We start from the raw sequence: 20,355 nt of genomic DNA on the forward strand, positions 1-20,355 counted from the left end.
TCGGGGTGTTTTTTAATGGTAAAAGAACTATTACAACATGATGTAGGGGAACAAGTAGATTTGTTTTTACTGATTAAAAGTGTGACAAAAGGAATTGCAAGCAATGGTAAACCTTTTCTAACTGTTATCCTTCAAGACCGTTCTGGTGATATTGAAGCGAAGCTCTGGGATACGTCCGATGAAGAAGTGAAAATGTATCAGCCAGAAACCATCGTACGAGTAGCGGGAGAAGTACATAATTACCGTGGAAGGCTACAGTTAAAAATAAGGCAAATAAGACCGACAACCCATCATGATGGTGTTCGACTCTCGGATTTATTAGAAAAAGCACCTATCAGTAAAGATGAAATTTCGAGTAAAGTGACACAATATATTTTTGAAATGAAAAATCCTAATATCCAAAGGGTTACAAGACATTTATTAAAAAAACATATGGATGGATTTTTAGAATATCCGGCAGCAACAAAAAATCATCATGAGTTTGTATCTGGTTTAGGGTTCCATGTAGTTTCTATGCTGGATTTGGCCAAAGCCATATCGGAGTTATATCCATCATTAGATCGAGATTTATTATATTCAGGTATTATTCTTCATGATCTTGGAAAGGTCATTGAATTATCGGGACCTGTTTCAGCTACTTATACAGTTGAAGGAAATTTACTCGGGCATATTACGATCATCGTAAATGAAATCGGTAAGGCCGCAGAGGAACTCGGTATCCAAGGTGAAGAAGTAGTAGTCTTACAACATATTGTTTTAAGTCATCATGGCAAGCTTGAATGGGGAAGCCCGAAACAACCAATGATTAAAGAAGCGGAAATTTTACATTTAATCGATAATCTTGATGCCAAAATGAATATGCTTGATCGCTCTCTACAGCGTGTAAAACCAGGCGAATTTTCAGAAAAAATATTCCCATTGGATAACCGTTCGTTTTATAAACCAACTTTCCATTCATAATGCCTTCTATGAGGGCATTTTTTTTATTGAACGCTCATATAGTGTAGCAAGTGGACAAGCACCTGAAAGGAGCGATTATATTGTCTTTGCCAATTTGGGTATACTTTGTGATCTTAGGAATCTTTACAAGCGCATTTATGGCGATCAAAACAGCAAAAGAGGATAAGGAGATGGAAACAGAATGGATTGAGAAAGAAGGGCAAGTATACATTGACAGAATGGAAAAGGAAAAAGTACAGAGAGGCAAGGTAACCGTTTCAGAGGAATAAACAACGTGTAATTACTTATTATTTAGATAATGGAATTTCTGATGAATATTTTATTTAGACACTGTAGAGGTAAGGGTCTGTATATTCACTGGTCAGGGTCTCAAGGGGTTACTGGGGTCCTTAAGCTTCGCCGATTTCACTGGCTCAAGGTCTCAAAGGAGTAATTGAAGCCTTAGGCCAGACTGATTTTGCATCTGAACGGCCTCAATCCGGTTATTGGGGTCTTAAGCTCTGCCGATTTCACTGGCTTTGCGCCTCAAAGGAGAGTTATTGAAGCCTTAAGCAATATTGATTTAGCATCTGAACGACCTCAATCCGGTTATTGAGGTCTTAAGCTCCGCCGATTTCACTGGCTCAAGGTCTCAAAGGAGTTATTGAAGCCCTAAGCCATACTGATTTAGCATCTGAACGACCTCAATCCGGCTATTGAGGTCTTAAGCTCCGGCTCCGCCGATTTTACTGGCTCATGTCTAAAAGGAGTTATTGAAGCCTTAAGCCACACTGATTTTACATCTAAACGACCTCAATCCGGTTTTTGGGGTCTTAAGCTCCGTCGATTTCACTGGCTCAAGGTCTCAAAGAAGTTATTGAAGCCTTGAGCCTCACTGATTTTGCATCTGAACGGCCTCAATCCGGTTATTGAGGTCTTAAGTTCCGCCGATTTCACTGGCTCAAGGTCTCAAAGGAGTAATTGAAGCCTTAGGCCACACTAATTTAGCATCTGAACGGTCTCAATCCGGTTATTGAGGTCTTAAGCTCCGCCGATTTCACTGGCTCAAGGTCTCAAAGGAGTTATTGAAGCCTTAGACCAGACTAATTTTGCATCTGAACGGTCTCAATCCGGTTATTGGGGTCTTAAGCTCTGCAGATTCTACCCGCTTTAGGGTCTTAAAGGAGTGATTAAGGCTCTAAGCTCCTCCGATTTTATACTATGAGGCTCTCTATCTAGCTATTGAGTTCGAAAAAGTTGATAATTTCACATTATTGCAGATCTATCCTACTTAGTTTTCTATGCATGAAGGTCCCGAAGCAAAAAAAAAAGCTGCGCATCGCAGCTCTTTACTTTTTATCAGTATCTTTGTTTGTGTCTTCTGTTTGATCCTCAGCTTTTGGTTCTTCGTAGTTAAGAATTGGATCAAATGTTGTTTTTAAATCTTTGTCCTCAACTTTTAGGTTAGCTTTTTTAAGTTCTTCTTTCATTGTCTTTTGAACTAGTTCAGCATCAACCTTTGAAAGTTTTAAATCATACTCATACTTGTCTTTTACTTTGTCAAACGGTTCTTTTTCTTTTATATCAGTTACTTCTAAAAGATGCCATCCGAATTGTGTTTGTAAAGGTGCGCTAATTTCATCTTTTTTCAATTTGAAAGCTTCATCTTTAAAATCTTGGTCCATGCTCGGATCATCATAAGCGATGTAGCCAAGGTCTCCACCTTTTTCAGCTGTTCCATCTTCTGAATATTCCTTCGCAAGTGCCGCAAAGTCTTCACCTTTATCCAATTTTCCTTTTATCTCTTTAATCGTTTTTTCATCTTTTACGATAATATGACGTACTTTTCTTTCTGGTTTTTCATTATCGTAAAATTCTTTTACTTCTTTATCCGTTACTTTTATATCCTTTGTAGCCGCTTTTTCTTGAAGGAGATTAAATTTCACAGCTTCACGGAATTCATCCTCGTCTTTAAAACCGTTTTGAGCAAGAAGCATTGAAAACTGAGGGCCAACTTGTGCCTTTATTTCGTCCATTTTCTTATCTACATCTTTATCAGTTACTTTATATTCCTTTGAAAGGACCTTGTCCAAAACAAGCTGTTGTAAAACCTGTTCTCCTACTTTTTCTTTCATAGCCACATAAAGTTCATCTTTTGTAACATTTCCTGCTTTCGATTTCACTACTGCTTCGCCACCATTACCACCGCATGCAGTAAGACCAACGACTCCTGCAGCTAAAGTAAGGGATAATACCCATTTTTTCATTTCAGACACTCCCTATATTTATGTCAATTATTGTTGAAAGCCACAAAACATACTATATCATAAAATATCAAATAAAAAAAACTCTTTTCAGGACAATTCACCAAAAAATAGGCTTTTGATTCAACCAAGACAAATATGGAGGGCATATGCTATAGCGAAAGAGTAAAGGAGGTATCAATATGAGCTTTGGTAATTTCTCAGGTTTTGCGTTCGTTATAGTACTTTTCATATTGTTAATCATTGTAGGTGCCGCTTATATATAGATGAAAAATCTGCAATATATGGGCTAATATCCTGACACCTAACATTAATTTTGAATAGGATGAAAAGAAACGTCCTGGAGGGGGTGTAAATAGTGAGTGGAGGAATAGGATACGGAGGCGGAGCTGGTTTTGCATTAATCGTGGTATTGTTTATCTTGTTAATAATCGTAGGAGCATCATGGTTTTATTAAAATGGATGCATTAGGCTTAAAGGGCCATACAACATAAAAAGGCGGATTCCAAAGTGAATCTGCCTTTTTATCTTGATTCATCCTGCCTAGCCTCCAACGCTTATCGACAAACAAGCTTTCCTCGATAAGTTCGCATGGAGTAAGACCACCGCGTTCTGTAGCAAAAATCGACGGAATACGTCGATAATAAAGGAACTTCCGCTTTTCTATGTGTATAAAATTTCAATATATGAAGAAAACAATAAAATAGTAATTAAGATATTGATCGTACGAAATACTTTTGGTTGACGTTCTTCAGGGATTTCTCGCTGAATACAAAGCGAGTTGGTTAGATTATTAAAAATGTATAATATGAAAATAGCAAATACAACAAAGATGGAGATCAATGTTCATCCTTCCTTTCATCTCCCATATAGTAAAAGGATAGCAAATTCAGTTGAAAAAAGATAGATTAAGATTTATGATTGTCCATGATTTATTGCATAAATCTTATTCCTTTACTAATATTTCATAACCATCTTCATTCTCCTCAATCATTGCACCTTTAGGAGACGAAAGTAATGACTTTGCGTATATCATGTCAATTGAACAAAGACCGACATGATAAGCAAGCAAGATGGTTAAGTAATGAACATATTCCGGAAATAAGAACATAGCTAGTACTAATATCGAGTTAATAATAAAAAAAGGAAAAAATAACGAGGTGGCAAACCTTCTTTTTGATGTAAGGTTACGAATCGTTATATGAACAATTGGTAAAATATAAAAATAAAAATCTAAGTCAATTTTCAAATGTTTATAATGTTTGAGTAAAGGAATTACATGAAATAGTTTATGCACAGGATATAATAAAATAAAAATGCACGCAAATACAATAAAATAATTATCGTTTAACGGATTAACTGCAATAGACTGCATTAATACATAAGCAAACACAAAAACAAGCAACGTAATAAAGCTCGATATGATAAATAGACGATAGAATTCGTATTTTTTATTTACATTATATGATTTCCAACAATGCATGAATGATAACCTCCAAATAAATTTGACATCCAAGCAGATTCAACTACATACTTTACGATGAATTATGCAGAATAGCAATAGGTAATTTTCATTTTTTATATTTATATCTATTGGAGGATTATAGGAATAAACAGCGAATACACTGATAGATAGACCAATTTTATAGAGGAGTTTTGTGTATGGATAAATTACTGGCAAAAATAGAATGCCTAGAATTTCATCAAAAATTATTGCTGGGAATGATCCGATCGGAAGGACATGAATTTGACCGGTTAATTATAGAGAAAAATCTTGATGAGAAAGAAGTAAGGGAATTTTATAAATTATGTGAAGATGTGAGCAATGATATGGAAGCACAAAAAGCGGACAAATTTGTTTTTTATGCACCGCTTTTTAAAGAATTTGTTATGAAACTTAACCCTAAGTTAGAGCCGGGCGAAGTAATTCATGCTTGTTTGCAACAAAATATTTACTTCGATCTTATGAAAATACTTAAGAAAAATTTATAATTAATTTTGTTGCGAAAGTGAATATTCGGAAAAATATGTTTGCAGATACAATGTAAGATTACTTTATACGACTGTTTTCATATTACTTTTTTTCATCTTGCCATTTTCCTCAATAAATTGAGTTTCTATATTGTGAAATGATTTCTCGAAAATTTCCATGAAATCATCCCCATAAATATTACGAATAATTGCCATAAGCTCAATGATATCTGGAAACTTGCCATATAACTCTCGAAGAGGAAGTGCTCCTTGATAAACGGAGTTATTTTTTGGCTCATATGCTTCCATTAATTGTAATAACAGACTTTCTCCTTGATTTGTAAGCTTGATGTAAGTATTCCTCTTGTCGCTTTCTTTTTTTGAAAACTCTAGTAATCCACGATCTTCCAGCTTTTTGGAGAAATTGAAAGCAGTAGAAACATGCATTACCCCAAATTTAGCGACATCAGATATGGAAGCCCCATTTAAATGATAGGCAATCCATAAAATATGGTGTTCATTAATATTTAAATTGTATGGTTTAATCCAACTTTGCCAATCTTTTTCAATTGATTTCCATAGTGCTTTGCTTAATTGAGCCATTCTTTGGCTAAAAAGTAACGATTCAATTAGTGAATAATGTTTACCTTCCATTCTTTTTCCCCGCCCTGTTTTTTGTTGTGTTATCTTTTTTTATTTGGTGACTTTGTAAATATGCACGTTGATTTCCACTCTAGGCGCTTGTTATCTACAGGCGTCAAAGACTCCTCATTTCTTGACGTACTTATAATTTTTTTCTAGGTTGTATTGTCTAGCTGAAGGTGCCTTCTGCTTTTTCATTCGCAGGAGTCTCGATCGTTCCGCTCTATTCAACTTAGGAAAAATCAACAATGTGGATTAACTAAGTCCATTTTGTTGAATAATCAAAAAATTTCACTTTTTTGATTCCACGTGGTTTGTATTGAAATAAAAATAGCTTTTTAATTATTATGCCAATAAAGTAAAAATTAATAAAGATGTAAATTAACAAAAAATTTATGAGGGGTTGCCTTGCAGTGACTGGCAACCTCCTCATAATGTTAAACTGTTGCTTTTTCTTCTTGTATTTTTTGTTCTAATTGTGCAATGGTGTTTTGGATTTCACGCATTTCTTCTTGCATTGCTGTGATATTGGGCTCGATTTCTCTTTGCCATTCTTCGACGGCCATTTTTACATCGCCTGCAAGCTCTTTAATGATTTCTTTTCCTTCTTTTGAAACTTTCGCAACAGAATTTTTAATATCTATCGCATCTTCTTTTAAGTCTTGGGCAATTCTGACCCATTCGCCTTTAGATTCTTTTAGTTGATTGCGAAATTCCTTTCCAGAGCTAGGAGCAGTTAATAAAGCTGTTGCAGCGCCGACAACACTACCGAGCAAGACTCCATATGCAAGTGCTTTTGTGTTCAAAACAATCACCTCAACCATTATTTGTTATTATTTTAACCTTTTTTCCAAAAAGATAAAAATTCCAGGAATCAAGATGATGTAACAGAATACGTCCATGGTTAACAATGAATTTCTATGCCAAATGGTTAGGTTTAAAATTTTTTAGGAAAATGTCTTTCAATATAAATTTACTTTCCCCGAGGCTACTCATGTAAACACTTTTTTTCGCATAGGATGGAATAAGACAGGCGATTGAGGTGATTACATTGAAAGGAGTCTCGACTTTTTTTATAGTTATAGGATTTATTTTTTTAATAGGGATGTTTTATTATTTCTCTGCATATCAACGACCAGGAATCTTCCCTCCTAAAAGGATTTTAAAAAATCGCTCATTCTCATTAGGGGGTGCTGGACTCATATTTCTATTTATCGGTATATTAATCATTATATTGGGAAAATGAAATAGAACCTGGAGGATGTATCCAGGTTCTTAGCTTTTATTAGGCTGCGTTGGCTAAATTAGATCTTTTAAGAATCGAGCTCGCAATAGGATACAGAATGAATAGTATGATTGCGTTAATAATCATTGCAGGAACAACTCCAGATCCAAATAAAACTAAAAACGGTCCAGGCAATTCAAATAGGATTGCTGCAGATCCAAGGAATACAACCCCTGAAACAACGGTACAAAGTGCAGATAAAATAGTTACTCCAATAATATTAGGAATTCTTTTAACAATTAAAACGTATAAGCCAAAAAAGACAAATGCTGTAATTGGTTTATCTATTAAGTTAGGGATTTGCCCCATAGGGAATCCAGTTGTTAATGCTGTTAGGATTCCAGTACCAATACCCAATAGTAAAACGTTCTTCTTCTCAGGAAATAACACAATCCCTAAAAACATTAATGGTAGCGCCATGTCAGGTTTTATACCTGCTATAGGGGGCATAACAAAGTGTAGTACGGTACCGATTCCCATCAGTAGCGCTAGAATTACAAGTACTCTTGTATTCATGAATAAATCTCTCCTCTTCTAAACTATTCTCTTCTCATTTTCCTTTCCTAGACATGCACTTTTGCTGCTAGCGAAAGATTAAGAATATTGTAGCATAATAGTCCTAGAGAAAGAAGAAGTATTTTTTATAAGATCAGAAAGTATAAAATTATTTAAGGTCTATATTTTTGAACTAAGGCTTTCGTTGTCAAGGTCCATGCGCCATCGGCTCGAGCTCAAATAACCTGATCCACTAAAAGTCAAGAGCGACTTTTGTTGGATCAGGTTATTTGGTTGTCGGCGATTACGGGCGCCTTGCGCTTTTTTTGAAAATAAGATTTGTTAACCAAGCACGTTGATTTTCGTTTCATTCGCTCGCATATCGCGGACGGATCGGAGGCCTCCTCGTGCCTTCTGCTCCAAACCACTTAGTGGAAAAATTAACAATATGCTTTAGCAAGGCAAAAAAATAACTCCCACATAAGGGGAGTTATTTTGAAATATGCTTGTGAATAGATTGTGCGATGGATTGAAGATCGTCCCCGGTATAATCTGCCTGATGACTAATGTATTTTGTTCCAAATCCGTCATTTTCATCGTATCGAGGAATGAGGTGCAAATGGTAATGGAAAACAGCTTGACCAGCAAAGGCTCCATTATTATTTAATAAATTCAATCCGACAGGCTGAAATTCTTCCTGAATGGCTCGAGCAATTTCTGGCACAACCTTAAATAACTTACTTGCAGTTTCCTCTGGTAAATCGTATACATTTTCATTATGTATTTTCGGAATGACTAAAGTATGTCCTTTTGTAATTTGGCTGATATCAAGAAAAGCCAATACATCTTCATTTTCAAATACTTTTGCTGATGGTATTTCACCATTAACAATTTTACAAAAAATACAATCGCTCATTTGTTTCACCTTCCTAAGGATAATACGGATATTTTAGCATACCCCGTCCGGAAAGTGAAAACGTGCAGGATTTAATAAAAATCCTGCACGTTGAAGGGATTAGCGGGTTACTTGGAAAGGTTTCTTCTTTACATCATTTCGTTTTAATGAAATGATTTTATTAAAGAAATATCCGATTTTTCAAAGCCCAACGCAATCATCTCCCTTGTCAATAGTGTCAAGTTTGATAAGCATGGTCAATGTTCATCGTGGCTTTCCGCTTCTACTGCAGATAAGTGTCTTCGACAACCACCCCAGCTTCGCTTAGTCCCGCTCCTTCGATATTATATTGTCCATATTTTAAATCGAGAATACAGGTAAAAATAACCATAAAAGTAGTATGTCTCTCGAGTTTTCTTTTGGTACAATAATGATACTGTAGTGATTAATAAGAAAGGGCGTTTTTCATGTCTTTACTTGAAGTGAAGAATTTAACTGGTGGATATACGAAAAATCCTGTTTTAAAAGATGTATCATTTTCAGTTGATGCTGGACAAATGATCGGTTTAATTGGTTTGAATGGAGCAGGTAAAAGTACTTCGATCAAACATATAATTGGATTAATGGAAGAACGATCAGGTTCCATTACGATTAATGGATTATCATTAAAGGGACAACCTGAAGAATATCGGAAACAATTTTCGTTTGTTCCTGAAACTCCGATATTATACGAAGAGCTAACATTGGAGGAACATTTAAAATTATCTGCGATGGCATATGGACTTTCTGAAAAAGAATATGAAGAGCGTATAGATCGACTATTAAAAGAATTTCGTCTTGATAAAAAAATCAAATGGTTTCCAGCTCACTTTTCCAAAGGGATGAAACAAAAAGTCATGATTATGTGCGCGTTTTTAATCGAGCCGTCCTTATACATCATTGATGAACCTTTTGTCGGACTTGATCCTTTAGGAATTCAATCCCTACTTGATTTAATGAATAGCATGAGAGAGAAGGGGGCAGGAATTTTAATGTCCACTCATATATTGGCGACAGCAGAACGCTATTGCGACGGATTTATTATTTTACATAATGGTGAAGTTCGAGCAAAAGGGACCTTACAGGAATTGCAAAAGGAATTTTCAATGCCAAATGCTACATTAGATGATATTTATATACAGCTGACAAAGGAAGAGATGTCATGAAGCATATTTATGAGTTATGGCGGGAGAGATTTCAAACTTATTTGAAAGAGCTTCGGCGCTATCTGAAATATATGTTCAATGACCATTTGCTATTTGTACTCATTTTTGGTGGGGGAGCAGCGATTTACTATTACTCAGGGTGGGTAAAAACATTAACTTCAGGATTTCCTGTAGGAATCGTAATGGCGTTTATATTGGGGATTGTATTGACGGTAAGCCCAATCTCAACTCTTCTGAAGGAAGCAGATCTCGTATTTTTACTTCCTCTTGAGACAAAGCTCGGGCCGTATTTTAGAAAAGGGATGAGCGTAAGCTTTATTAGTCAAACATATATTATTTTACTGATTCTTGCAGCTTGTATGCCGATGTATGTTCAAGTAACGGGAAATGGTTTTCAGATGTTTTTTTACATGCTGCTCTTAGCCCTAGGCTTAAAATTATGGAATCTTATGATTCATTGGCAAATGTTAAAAATAAGAGATTCTTATGCGCAAATTTACAATTGGATCATTCGCTATATTTTTAATGCTCTTTTGTTTTATTTCTTTATTGAAAAAGCATCGTTTTGGTTTTTCGGAGTCGTTTTATTAATCATGGCTGTTTTTACAATTTATGTAAGGGAAGCTACTAAAGATAAAACGATTAAGTGGGAAATATTAATTGAAAAAGAACAGGGAAGAATGCAGGCATTTTACCAGGCAGCGAACATGTTCACAGACGTTCCACATTTAAGAGGTAGAGTGAATAGAAGGAGATGGTTGGATCCAATCTTTTCCGTGATTCCTTACGGCAGTGAACATACATATCGTTTTTTATTTTCAAGGACGCTTTTAAGAATGAGTGAATTTTCTGGATTGATAATAAGACTTTCTCTAATTTCAATTTTTATCATTCTTTTTAGTGGGAATTTCTATTTGTCCGTTATCATTTCTTTGCTTTTTCTTTATTTAACCGGATTTCAATTATTTCCGTTACTTCGCAAACATGAATTGAAGATATGGACGAGCCTATATCCGGTTGAGCAGTCTCAAAAAAGAAAAGCTTTTTTAGCACTATTATTACAAATCTTACTTGCCCAAGCGGTATTATTTGGAATTTGTGCGTTTATCAGTGCGGGGTTGCGTAATGGGATCATAGTGTTAGTAATCTCAATTATTTTTACGTTTGTATTTGCAAAACTTTATGCACCGGGTAGAGTTATGAAATTGGAGAAATATTATTAGAGGTTACGTGTATTAAAAAGCGAGTGTACAAAAAGCATGTCTTACCTTGGATAATAAATATTGGTCGAACATAAACCGGGACTAAAATCATTGATTTTAGTCCCGGTAGTTCGTAAATATAGAAAAATGTTTGCTTTTTTATGGTCTCAATTTAGCATGCATTGGGATAGAGCCAGTCGTTAATATCATTTCTGTCTCGATAAAAGTTTTATAAAGCATTCTACATTATTTAGTTGTTTTGCGCACGTAATGCTGCCAATCCTAATGTTTTTGCTGCTGCAAGCATCGCTTTTTCATTAATATCAAATTTTGGATGATGATGAGGATAGCCTTGCTCGACACCATCTGGTCTTGCTCCTGTGAAAAAGAATGTCCCTTTCACAATTTGCAAATAATAGGCAAAGTCTTCGCCGCCCATTTCTGGTTTTGTTTCTTCAATTAAAGTATTTTCAGGTACTTCTTTTGCCACATCAACAAGGAAGTCTGTTTCAGCATCGTGATTAACAACAGCTGGATATCCTCGATAATAGTTAAACTCATAATCGCAATTAGCCGCAATACAAGTACCTTTTACTATTCTCTCAATCTCTTTTTCAATCATATCTCTTACATCTTCGTTAAACGTACGAACCGTGCCTCCAAGTTTTGCTTGATCTGCTATTACGTTGAAAGCATTGTCGGATACAAAAGATCCTACGGATACAACCGCTGATTCAATTGGAGATACTCTGCGACTTACGATTTGCTGTAGGTTCATGACGAGCTGAGATCCAATTACAATTGCATCTTTCGTTTTATGAGGCTGTGCACCGTGACCTCCGTATCCTTTAATGGTAATTTCAAACCGATCTGCTGCAGCCATTATCGGTCCTTTTCGGTAACGAATATTCCCATAAGGACCATCTGCCCAAAGATGGGTACCAAAAATGACATCAACGCCATCTAAACAGCCATCTTCAATCATAGGTTTAGCACCGCCTGGAGCAAATTCTTCCGCATGTTGGTGGATCATCACATATTCTCCAGAAAGTTCTTCTTTCATTTCATTCAAAACCCTTGCCAATATTAATAACGTAGCAGTATGTCCATCATGACCGCACGCATGCATGACTCCAGGGACAAGTGATTTAAAAGTAAGACCTGTTTCTTCATGAATAGGTAAAGCATCGAAGTCTGCACGCAATGCTACAGTTTTTCCTGGTTTTCCACCTTTAATTTTAGCGACAACTCCATTGCCGCCAACACCGGTTTTCACTTCCACACCAAGACGATGGTAGTACTCTGCGATAAACGCAGCTGTTTTAACCTCTTTAAAGGAAAGTTCAGGATTTTGGTGCAAGTAGCGTCTAATTTTAACCATGTCATTATAGTAGTTCTCTAATCGTTCAAATAGTTTTTCCTTCATATCTACGCACACCCACTTAATAAATATTTTTAGGCTCGAAATAATTATATCAATTTTTCAGAAGAGTGTGCGAAGGAAATTAAAAAACCCGGAGATTACACTCGGTTTTTTTATCCTCAATCTGTATTCTTTTCTTCGGAAACAAAATAGGTTGAACTATATGCAGGCCCTGAAAATATATTAGTACCTTTTGATTGAAAATGGAGATTTTGATACATATTAGAATTTTTCCATGTACGAATATGCTCTTCGTCATTCCACATCGTCATTAGCAAGTACGTATCATTTGATAACGGACGAAGCAAACGAGCTGTAATAAATCCAGTTTCATTTTGAATTAATTTTACCTTGTCCGCCATTCCATAATCAAAAATCGGCCTGTTTTCATCTCTTACTGGAATAAAACTGCATGCAACGACACCTTCATTTGCAAAGTCGCCTACTGCTTCCATTAATTCATACTTTTTAGGTGATTGGAATACTGTTGATCCTGTTGTTTCATGCCAAAGCAAGCAACCTTCTACATTTTGCATTAAAACCATTTTTTCATTTGAATACTTTTCTTCTATTTTTTTCAAAAAATAATGAGTCCCCATCGCGATATAAACATACATACAACCACCTCATTCTCATTTAATAACGTTTATTTATTGTATTTAACCTATCATAAGTTTTACCCTTGAAACAGATTGGCAAACAGTCAGTAACAATATACATATGAAGATATAAAAAGGACAAATTTATGACAACAAGCGTAGTTGCCTATACTTTGAATAGGAAAAATACTATAGTTATATCGGATTACTTTATTTCTAATAATTTTTAGTTCATTCACTTTTATAATACAATACAGTTACTGAAACCTTGAAAGGTGGACAATCATGAAAAACATTGAAAATGATACTTTTTTGCGTGCTGCCAAAGGAGAGAAAACGGAACATGTTCCTGTTTGGTATATGAGACAAGCTGGTCGCTCTCAAGCTGAGTATCGCAAAATAAAAGAAAAATATTCACTATTTGAAATCACACACCAACCGGAACTTTGCGCGTATGTAACTAGGCTCCCTGTTGAAATGTATAACGTGGATGCAGCCATTCTCTATAAAGATATTATGACTCCACTCCCAGCAATAGGAGTCGATGTAGAAATAAAAAGTGGGATCGGTCCAGTCATTGATAACCCAATCCGTTCGATTAAAGATGTAGAAGCTTTGGGTGAAATTCACCCTGAAGAAGATATTCCATATGTTCTTGATACAATCAAAATTTTAACAGAAGAACAACTGACAGTTCCTTTAATTGGTTTTACCGGTGCACCTTTTACTCTCGCTAGTTATATGATTGAAGGTGGCCCTTCTAGAAACTATCATAAAACAAAAGCTTTCATGTATTCTGAACCAGAAGCTTGGTTTTTATTGATGGAAAAGCTAGGAGATATGGCTGTTACATATTTAAAAGCACAAATCAAAGCTGGTGCAAGTGCGGTACAGATCTTTGACTCTTGGGTAGGTGCGCTAAGTAGAGCTGATTATAAAAAATACATTAAACCAGTCATGACTAAAATATTTACTGAAATGAGAACAGAGAATGTTCCATTAATTATGCACGGTGTAGGGGCAAGTCATTTGGCCTTGGAATGGAATGACCTCCCACTTGATGTCGTTGGACTTGATTGGAGATTGCCGATTGCTGACGCTAGAAAAATAGGTGTTACAAAAGCAGTTCAAGGAAATTTAGACCCTGCTGTCTTAATCGCGAATTGGGAAACAGTTGAAGAACGTGCAAAAGAAATTATTGATCAAGGCATACAATCACCAGGGTTTATTTTTAACCTTGGACACGGAGTATTCCCAGAAGTCGATCCTGAAATGTTAAAGCGTCTCACTTCATTTATTCATGAATACAGTGCTGAAAAGTTAAAATAAAGATCATACGAAACGGAGTGAACGAAATGACAAAAAAGAAAATGGGACTTTTAGTAATGGCCTACGGAACTCCATACAGTGAGGAAGATATTGAACGATATTATACACATATTCGCCATGGGCGTCCGCCTGCGAAGGAAGCTCTCGAAGATTTGGAGAATCGATATAAAGCAATCGGCGGAATATCACCCCTTGCCAAAATTACACAACAGCAAGCTTTCGGACTTCAAGATCATTTAAATGAAATTCAAGATGAAATTGAATTTAAAGCATATATCGGTTTAAAACATATTGAGCCATTCATTGAGGATGCTGTGGAAAAAATGCATGAAGATGGAATTGAAGAGGCTGTTTCGTTAGTTTTGGCTCCTCATTTTTCAACGTTTAGTGTGAAATCATATAACGAGCGTGCGAAAGAAACAGCAGAAAAGCTTGGTGGTCCAGTTATTACATCTGTTGAAAGCTGGTACCAAGAACCTAAATTCATACAATTTTGGGCAGATGAGGTTAAAGAAGTATATCAAACTATGCCAGAGGACGAGCGAAATCAAGCTTGCTTAATAGTATCCGCTCATAGTCTTCCAGAAAAAATTCTTCAATTAGGAGATCCGTACCCTAAGCAATTAGAAGAAACAGCTGATTTAATCGCGAAAGAAGCGGGTATTACAGAATATGAAGTTGGCTGGCAAAGTGAAGGTAATACTCCTGATCCATGGCTAGGACCAGATGTACAAGATTTAACTAGAGAACTATTCGAGAAAAAAGGCTATAAAGCCTTTGTGTATATTCCTGTGGGATTCGTTTCAACACATCTTGAAGTTTTATATGATAATGATGTGGAATGTAAAGTAGTAACGGATGAAGTAGGTGCAGCATATTACCGACCAGCTATGCCTGATGCACAACCTAAATTCATTGACGCTCTTGTCTCCGTTATTTTAAAGCATCTCGGTAAAGAACAATAACTAGTAGAAGTAGGCGATTTTAACTTGAATGACAATAAAAAAAAGGTTGTTGTGATCGGTGGTGGAATAACTGGTTTAACGACAGCTTATTATTTGCAGAAAACAATTGATGAACGGGACCTTCCCATAGAAGTGACACTCCTGGAAGCAAGTCATAAATTAGGAGGCAAAATCCAAACGATTCATCAAGATGGTTTTGTCATTGAAAGAGGACCTGATTCATTTTTGGAGAGGAAAACGAGTGCCGCGGAGTTAGCTAGGGAAGTTGGATTAGGTGATGATCTCGTTAATAATACTGCTGGTAAATCGTATGTATTAGTAAAAGAACAGCTTCATCCTATGCCTCAAGGGGCTGTAATGGGAATTCCAACTAAAATAGGTCCATTTGTAACGACTGGGCTCTTTTCTGTACAAGGAAAAATGCGTGCAGCATGTGATTTCATTTTGCCTCGATCAAAAAAAGAAGGCGACCAATCTCTTGGTCAATTTTTCCGAAGAAGACTTGGTGATGAAGTAGTCGAAAATTTAATCGAACCGCTTCTATCAGGAATATACGCAGGAGATATTGACCAACTCAGCCTAATGTCAACATTTCCTCAGTTTTATAAGGTGGAGCAGGAGCATCGAAGTTTAATTCTTGGAATGAAGAAGACGACGCCGCAAGCGCCTAAAAATCGTTTAACAAGCAAGAATCAAGGCATTTTTCTTACATTAAAAAGTGGTTTGCAATCATTGGTTGATGCAATTGAGGAGAATTTAACTAATTGTACAATCATGAAAGGTGTACAAGTCACATCATTAGTAAAACAGTCTGATTTAAGCTATGAGCTGAAACTGAATAATAATGAAATCATCCAGGCAGACAGCGTTGTGATTGCATTGCCACATCTAGCGATTGCAGAGCTTTTACATGAAAAGGAATATTTAAGCAGTTTGAAACAAATGCCTGCCACAACGGTAGCAACTGTTGCTATGGCATTTGATGAAAAGGATGTTGAAAATTCTCTTAATGGTACTGGGTTTGTTGTTTCTAGAAATAGTGACTATACAATTACAGCTTGTACATGGACAAATAAAAAATGGCCACATACAACCCCAGAAGGAAAAGTACTATTGAGATGCTATGTAGGGCGAGCTGGGGAAGAGGCGGTAGTCGAACTTTCAGATGTGGAAATTGAGAAAATTGTTTTAGAAGATTTGAAGAAAACGATGGATATTGAAGCAAAGCCGTTATTCACAATTGTTACTCGCTTGGAAAAGTCAATGCCTCAATATACTGTTGGCCATAAAAACAGAATAGAAGAAATGAAGGATAAGCTTGGTGATGATATGCCTGGTGTTTTTGTGACAGGAGCTTCTTTTGATGGGATTGGAATTCCGGACTGTATCGACCAAGGAAAAAAAGCAGTACAGGATGTTCTTCAATATATAAAGTGAAGCAGCTAATTATGTTAGCTGTTTTTTTCTTGCTTTTAAAAAAGATATATGTTAAATTTTAAAGTACAAACTGACTGAAAATGTATTTTGGTCAATTATTGAAAGGAGGTATATATAATGTCTATTGATCGTAAGCGACTCATCATTGAAGCTGCTACAAAATCCTTTGCTATGTTCGGGTATAAAGCAACCTCGATGGATCAAGTTGCAAAAATAGCTAATGTTGGAAAAGGGACCATTTATACTTTTTTTACTAATAAAGAAGAATTGCTTAGTGAAATTGTCAACTCTTTAATAAAAGAAATGAAGGCAGCTGCAGAAGAAACCATTCAAGAAGAATTATCGTTTTTTGAAAACGTCAATTTAGCTATATACGAATTATTGAAATTTAGAAAACAACATCAATTAACGATAAAGCTTTTTCAAGAAGAACGGGAAATTGGTACCCCAGCGGTTAAAGAAATGATGGATAAAGTTGAATCAGCAATCGTGAATTATATTAAAGATAAAGTGGTAGAAGCGATTGAAAAAGGTGAGATTCGAAAATGCGATCCGGAAATTACAGCATTTATTATGCTGAAGATGTATATATCTTTAATTTTCGATTGGGAAAAATCTCATAAACCATTGGATAAAGAAAAAATTTCTGAGCTGTTCAAATTTTACTTATTTACGGGATTATCAAAGTAGATGATCCGTTTTTTTAAAAGGTGATTGACCAATTGAGAAAAATAGTCATAATGTTTTATTTTTACAAAGGAAGGATTTTTGTATGCGAAACACATTATTTTTTGCTGAAGTTAAACAAATATTTAAGAATAAGAAACTACTAATTCCCCTTATTGCTGTGATGCTCGTACCAATATTGTATAGTGGAATGTTCTTATGGGCGTTTTGGGATCCGTATGATCGTCTTAGCGATTTACCAGTAGCGGTCGTAAATAGTGACGAAGGAGCCGTTTTTGAGGATAAAGAATTGCAGTTGGGAAATGAACTTGTTGAAAAATTGATGGAGAGTAAGGATTTTGATTTCCAAGTTGTTGAAAGCAAACAAGCTTATAAAAACCTTGAAAATCAGAAATATTATATGCTCATTGAAATCCCTGAGCATTTTTCAGAAAATGCGACTACCCTTTTAGATGAACATCCTAAAAAGTTGGAATTAAAATATATACCTAATGAAAGCTATAATTTTTTATCTGCGCAAATCGGGGAAACAGCTATAAAAGAAATAAAATCAGCTGTATCAAAAGAAGTCGTAGCGACTTACTCAGAAACGATGTTTGATAAAATAAAAGAAATGGGCAACGGATTCGCACAAGCAAGTGACGGTGCAAAAGAATTATATGATGGAGCAGGAAAACTTAATAATGGCTCGATAACTCTGAAAGAAGGATTAGATGAACTAGCTGAAAAATCGATTGAGTTTAATAACGGTGTTTCTAAAGTGCAATCTGGAAGTGATGAGTTAGCTCAAGGAGCCGGAAATCTTGCAAATGGAATTACACAATTAAAAGAAGGACATGGAAAGCTCGTAGATGGAGCAGTTGCTGCAAATAAAGGCGTTCAGACATTATCGAGTGGAGCCAATACTTTAAATGCAGGTTTTAAAAATGCGGATAAAGCAATGGGGGACGTCATTTCCGGGGCAACTCAAATACAAGATAAAACAGGCTTTTTAGCGAATAAATTAGCTGAATTTCAAACAGGTGCCGGCGAAGTTGCAAAAGGTGCAAGTGATTTACATGCAGGAATCAAACAAATGCAAGAGCAACTCGTAAACATTGATAATCAGTTAGCCGACTTACCTTTACCTGATGAAATAAAGAAACAAATTGGAAACCAATTGAAAGCTAATCTTGAAGCAGGTATTGCAAAACTTGAGGCTGGAAGTAGTGCAGTCGAAAAAGGAACTGAAACATTACATTCTTCTTCAAAAGAAATTCAAAAAGGTGCAAGCACATTAGCTGAGAAAATGGGTGAATTAACAAAAGGGCAAAATCAATTAAAATCAGGATTGGATGAACTTTCCTCCGGTTCAGGAGAACTATTAAACGGAATTCAAGCATTAGAAGGAGGACAAAATCAATTATTAAGTGGAATTTCATTATTTGATGAAAAGTTAACAGAAGTTAGTGAAGGAGCAAATAAGCTTTCAAATGGGGCAACAACATTAAGTGGTGGAATGAAGGAATTAGCTTCAGGTTCTTCAAAACTTAGTGATGGAAGCAATCAATTAGCGGGCGGCACTAAAGACCTTGTAGATGGGATGAAAAAGCTTGAAGATGGATCCGCTGAGATGAAGGATAAGCTTTCGGACGCTGGAGATCAGGTAAAAGATATAAAAACAAACGATGACACGTACGATATGATGGGTGAACCGATTACAGTAGATAAAAAGGCACTCAATGAGGTACCAAACTATGGAACAGGATTTGCACCATACTTTTTATCATTAGGTCTTTTCGTTGGGGCATTATTGATTTCAATCGTTTTTCCTCTAATAGAGCCTGCGATTTTACCGAAGAATGGAATTAGTTGGTTTATTGGGAAATTTGGTGTACTTACAATAGTGGGAATCATCCAATCATTACTAGCTGATGCCATCATGTTATTTGGTCTCAAAATAGAAGTTGAAAGTGTACCTCTCTTTATTTTGACAACAATTGTTACAAGTCTAACATTTGTAGCACTAATCCAATTTTTAGTGACATTGTTTGGAGATCCTGGTCGCTTTATTGCTATCGTTATTCTCATTTTGCAACTGACGACAAGTGCTGGAACGTTCCCACTTGAGCTAATTCCTCAACAGCTGCAGCCGTTTAATGTATTTTTGCCGATGACCTATTCAGTTCAAGCATATAAAGCAGTCATTTCTAGTGGCGACTTCAGCTTTATGTGGCATAATATAGCTATCTTAAGTTTATTTGCCATTGGTTGTATGGTGATGACATTTGGATTCTTTCAATATAAACATAAAAGACAATTTTCTGTATTAAATAGTCACGCATAACAAAAGGATCTGAACATAAATGGGTGGCCAGTAGTCGTAAAACGACTATCCGGCCACCCATTTTATTTTCATTGTTTATTCGCAGCTTTAATATCTTTTATAATTTGTTTGAATGGAACATCCTCGTTTCCAGGATAATCTGCAATAATTTCTCCTTTTTTATTTAGGAGATAAAATCTTACACCGTGTATAACTTGGTCATCATTTTTGGGTTTCTTAATGATAGTTTTAAAGTTTTTTGGGCCGTAGTCCTCAATTTCCTTTTGTGAATATCCTGTCAAAAAATGCCAAGTTGAAAAATCTGCATCGAAGGCTTCACCATATTTTTTCAACGCATCTGGTGTATCAATTTCAGGATCGATGCTGAAAGAAACGAAGTGGATATCTTCTAATCCAGCATCTTTTACTTCTTGTTGAAGCTGGCTCATATTCGAGGTCATTGGTGGACAAACAGTCGTACAGTTAGTAAAAACAAAATCCGCTACCCATACTTTGCCTTTTAAATCATTAAGACCTAGTGGTTTACCATCTTGGTCTGTATAATTAAAATCTTTTATTGGGCTTCCGCTTTTAGGAGCCGAAGAACATGCACTTAATAAGAGAAGAATAGAACATAAAAAGACAAAAAATCGTTTTTTCATACACGAAAAAACCTCCTAAAAATCAATGCTTGCCTTCATTATATAATAAT

Annotated in this window: 23 protein-coding genes; 13 read left to right on the forward strand and 10 right to left on the reverse strand. The window is 35.8% G+C overall.

Translation table 11 applies throughout. The features are described from left to right. Positions 1-15 precede the first annotated feature (15 nt). Both yhaM and KHA93_RS02500 read left to right on the forward strand, forming a co-directional pair. A complete protein-coding gene (gene yhaM, locus KHA93_RS02495; protein WP_213109267.1) occupies positions 16-960 on the forward strand; it encodes a 3'-5' exoribonuclease YhaM in 945 nt (314 codons plus the stop codon). An 80-nt stretch (positions 961-1,040) separates the two neighbouring features. After that, positions 1,041-1,229 carry a sporulation YhaL family protein gene (locus tag KHA93_RS02500; RefSeq protein WP_213109268.1) on the forward strand — a complete coding sequence of 63 codons (189 nt, stop codon included), beginning with the start codon at positions 1,041-1,043 and terminating at the stop codon, positions 1,227-1,229. 1,059 nt (positions 1,230-2,288) lie between these two features. Here the strand turns inward: KHA93_RS02500 and KHA93_RS02505 are convergent. Beyond that, complete coding sequence (locus KHA93_RS02505) at positions 2,289-3,206, reverse strand: peptidylprolyl isomerase (RefSeq protein ID WP_213109269.1); 918 nt, start codon at positions 3,204-3,206, stop codon at positions 2,289-2,291. 179 nt (positions 3,207-3,385) lie between these two features. Here KHA93_RS02505 and KHA93_RS02510 point away from each other — a divergent pair, with 179 nt between their 5' ends. Together KHA93_RS02510 and KHA93_RS02515 are read left to right on the forward strand one after the other, a co-directional pair. Next, positions 3,386-3,469: a YjcZ family sporulation protein gene (locus KHA93_RS02510; protein WP_213112741.1), complete on the forward strand. Its 84-nt coding sequence runs from the start codon at positions 3,386-3,388 to the stop codon at positions 3,467-3,469. Positions 3,470-3,561: 92 nt separating this feature from the next. Further along, positions 3,562-3,660: a YjcZ family sporulation protein gene (locus KHA93_RS02515; protein ID WP_213109270.1), complete on the forward strand. Its 99-nt coding sequence runs from the start codon at positions 3,562-3,564 to the stop codon at positions 3,658-3,660. 206 nt (positions 3,661-3,866) lie between these two features. Here the strand turns inward: KHA93_RS02515 and KHA93_RS23055 are convergent, their stop codons facing one another. Both KHA93_RS23055 and KHA93_RS02520 read right to left on the reverse strand, forming a co-directional pair. Continuing rightward, positions 3,867-4,046 (reverse strand): hypothetical protein, encoded by a 180-nt coding sequence (locus KHA93_RS23055; RefSeq protein ID WP_233711023.1) that lies wholly within the window; start codon positions 4,044-4,046, stop codon positions 3,867-3,869. Between the two features lie 103 nt (positions 4,047-4,149). Continuing rightward, entirely contained in the window at positions 4,150-4,686 is a 537-nt protein-coding gene (locus KHA93_RS02520; RefSeq protein WP_213109271.1) for a DUF3267 domain-containing protein, read from the reverse strand. Between the two features lie 179 nt (positions 4,687-4,865). Between KHA93_RS02520 and KHA93_RS02525 the strand changes: the two genes are divergently transcribed. After that, positions 4,866-5,195 carry a DUF1878 family protein gene (locus tag KHA93_RS02525; protein ID WP_213109272.1) on the forward strand — a complete coding sequence of 110 codons (330 nt, stop codon included), beginning with the start codon at positions 4,866-4,868 and terminating at the stop codon, positions 5,193-5,195. 63 nt (positions 5,196-5,258) lie between these two features. Here the strand turns inward: KHA93_RS02525 and KHA93_RS02530 are convergent, their stop codons facing one another. Continuing rightward, positions 5,259-5,828, reverse strand: coding sequence for an HTH-type transcriptional regulator Hpr (locus tag KHA93_RS02530; RefSeq protein ID WP_213109273.1), 570 nt, complete (start codon positions 5,826-5,828; stop codon positions 5,259-5,261). A 425-nt stretch (positions 5,829-6,253) separates the two neighbouring features. Continuing rightward, the gene (locus KHA93_RS02535; RefSeq protein WP_213109274.1) at positions 6,254-6,640 is read right to left on the reverse strand and encodes a YtxH domain-containing protein; all 387 of its coding nucleotides are present in this window, start codon (positions 6,638-6,640) and stop codon (positions 6,254-6,256) included. 218 nt (positions 6,641-6,858) lie between these two features. On the opposite strand from KHA93_RS02535, the gene yhzF reads away from it, so the two are divergent. Further along, positions 6,859-7,062 (forward strand): membrane protein YhzF, encoded by a 204-nt coding sequence (gene yhzF / locus KHA93_RS23930; protein WP_490710547.1) that lies wholly within the window; start codon positions 6,859-6,861, stop codon positions 7,060-7,062. A gap of 39 nt (positions 7,063-7,101) precedes the next feature. On the opposite strand, the gene KHA93_RS02540 is transcribed toward yhzF, so the two are convergent. Beyond that, positions 7,102-7,617, reverse strand: a complete 516-nt coding sequence (locus tag KHA93_RS02540) for a tryptophan transporter (protein ID WP_213109275.1) — start codon at positions 7,615-7,617, stop codon at positions 7,102-7,104. Between the two features lie 469 nt (positions 7,618-8,086). After that, positions 8,087-8,512, reverse strand: coding sequence for an HIT family protein (locus tag KHA93_RS02545; RefSeq protein ID WP_213109276.1), 426 nt, complete (start codon positions 8,510-8,512; stop codon positions 8,087-8,089). A gap of 446 nt (positions 8,513-8,958) precedes the next feature. On the opposite strand from KHA93_RS02545, the gene KHA93_RS02550 reads away from it, so the two are divergent. Further along, positions 8,959-9,696 carry an ABC transporter ATP-binding protein gene (locus KHA93_RS02550; protein ID WP_213109277.1) on the forward strand — a complete coding sequence of 246 codons (738 nt, stop codon included), beginning with the start codon at positions 8,959-8,961 and terminating at the stop codon, positions 9,694-9,696. Continuing rightward, positions 9,693-10,919 carry an ABC transporter permease gene (locus KHA93_RS02555; RefSeq protein ID WP_213109278.1) on the forward strand — a complete coding sequence of 409 codons (1,227 nt, stop codon included), beginning with the start codon at positions 9,693-9,695 and terminating at the stop codon, positions 10,917-10,919. The genes KHA93_RS02550 and KHA93_RS02555 overlap by 4 nt, the downstream gene beginning before the upstream one ends. Before the next feature lie 229 nt (positions 10,920-11,148). Here KHA93_RS02555 and KHA93_RS02560 read toward each other — a convergent pair whose 3' ends face one another. Next, on the reverse strand, positions 11,149-12,324 hold the full coding sequence (locus KHA93_RS02560; protein ID WP_213109279.1) for a M20 family metallopeptidase: 1,176 nt from the start codon (positions 12,322-12,324) through the stop codon (positions 11,149-11,151). A gap of 116 nt (positions 12,325-12,440) precedes the next feature. Then, positions 12,441-12,938 carry an antibiotic biosynthesis monooxygenase family protein gene (locus KHA93_RS02565; protein ID WP_213109280.1) on the reverse strand — a complete coding sequence of 166 codons (498 nt, stop codon included), beginning with the start codon at positions 12,936-12,938 and terminating at the stop codon, positions 12,441-12,443. Between the two features lie 267 nt (positions 12,939-13,205). On the opposite strand from KHA93_RS02565, the gene hemE reads away from it, so the two are divergent. From hemE to KHA93_RS02590, 5 genes are all read left to right on the forward strand, one after another. Then, positions 13,206-14,249: a uroporphyrinogen decarboxylase gene (gene hemE / locus KHA93_RS02570; protein ID WP_213109281.1), complete on the forward strand. Its 1,044-nt coding sequence runs from the start codon at positions 13,206-13,208 to the stop codon at positions 14,247-14,249. 26 nt (positions 14,250-14,275) lie between these two features. Beyond that, positions 14,276-15,214 (forward strand): ferrochelatase, encoded by a 939-nt coding sequence (gene hemH / locus KHA93_RS02575; RefSeq protein ID WP_213109282.1) that lies wholly within the window; start codon positions 14,276-14,278, stop codon positions 15,212-15,214. 24 nt (positions 15,215-15,238) lie between these two features. Continuing rightward, a complete protein-coding gene (gene hemY / locus KHA93_RS02580) occupies positions 15,239-16,651 on the forward strand; it encodes a protoporphyrinogen oxidase (protein ID WP_213109283.1) in 1,413 nt (470 codons plus the stop codon). A 117-nt stretch (positions 16,652-16,768) separates the two neighbouring features. Then, on the forward strand, positions 16,769-17,341 hold the full coding sequence (locus KHA93_RS02585) for a TetR/AcrR family transcriptional regulator (RefSeq protein WP_213109284.1): 573 nt from the start codon (positions 16,769-16,771) through the stop codon (positions 17,339-17,341). 82 nt (positions 17,342-17,423) lie between these two features. After that, a complete protein-coding gene (locus KHA93_RS02590; RefSeq protein WP_213109285.1) occupies positions 17,424-19,664 on the forward strand; it encodes a YhgE/Pip domain-containing protein in 2,241 nt (746 codons plus the stop codon). 68 nt (positions 19,665-19,732) lie between these two features. On the opposite strand, the gene KHA93_RS02595 is transcribed toward KHA93_RS02590, so the two are convergent. Continuing rightward, positions 19,733-20,305: an SCO family protein gene (locus KHA93_RS02595; protein WP_213109286.1), complete on the reverse strand. Its 573-nt coding sequence runs from the start codon at positions 20,303-20,305 to the stop codon at positions 19,733-19,735. Positions 20,306-20,355 lie beyond the last annotated feature (50 nt).

This window comes from Lederbergia citrisecunda, from assembly GCF_018343695.1.
Taxonomy (GTDB): Bacteria; Bacillota; Bacilli; order Bacillales; family Bacillaceae_C; genus Lederbergia; species Lederbergia citrisecunda.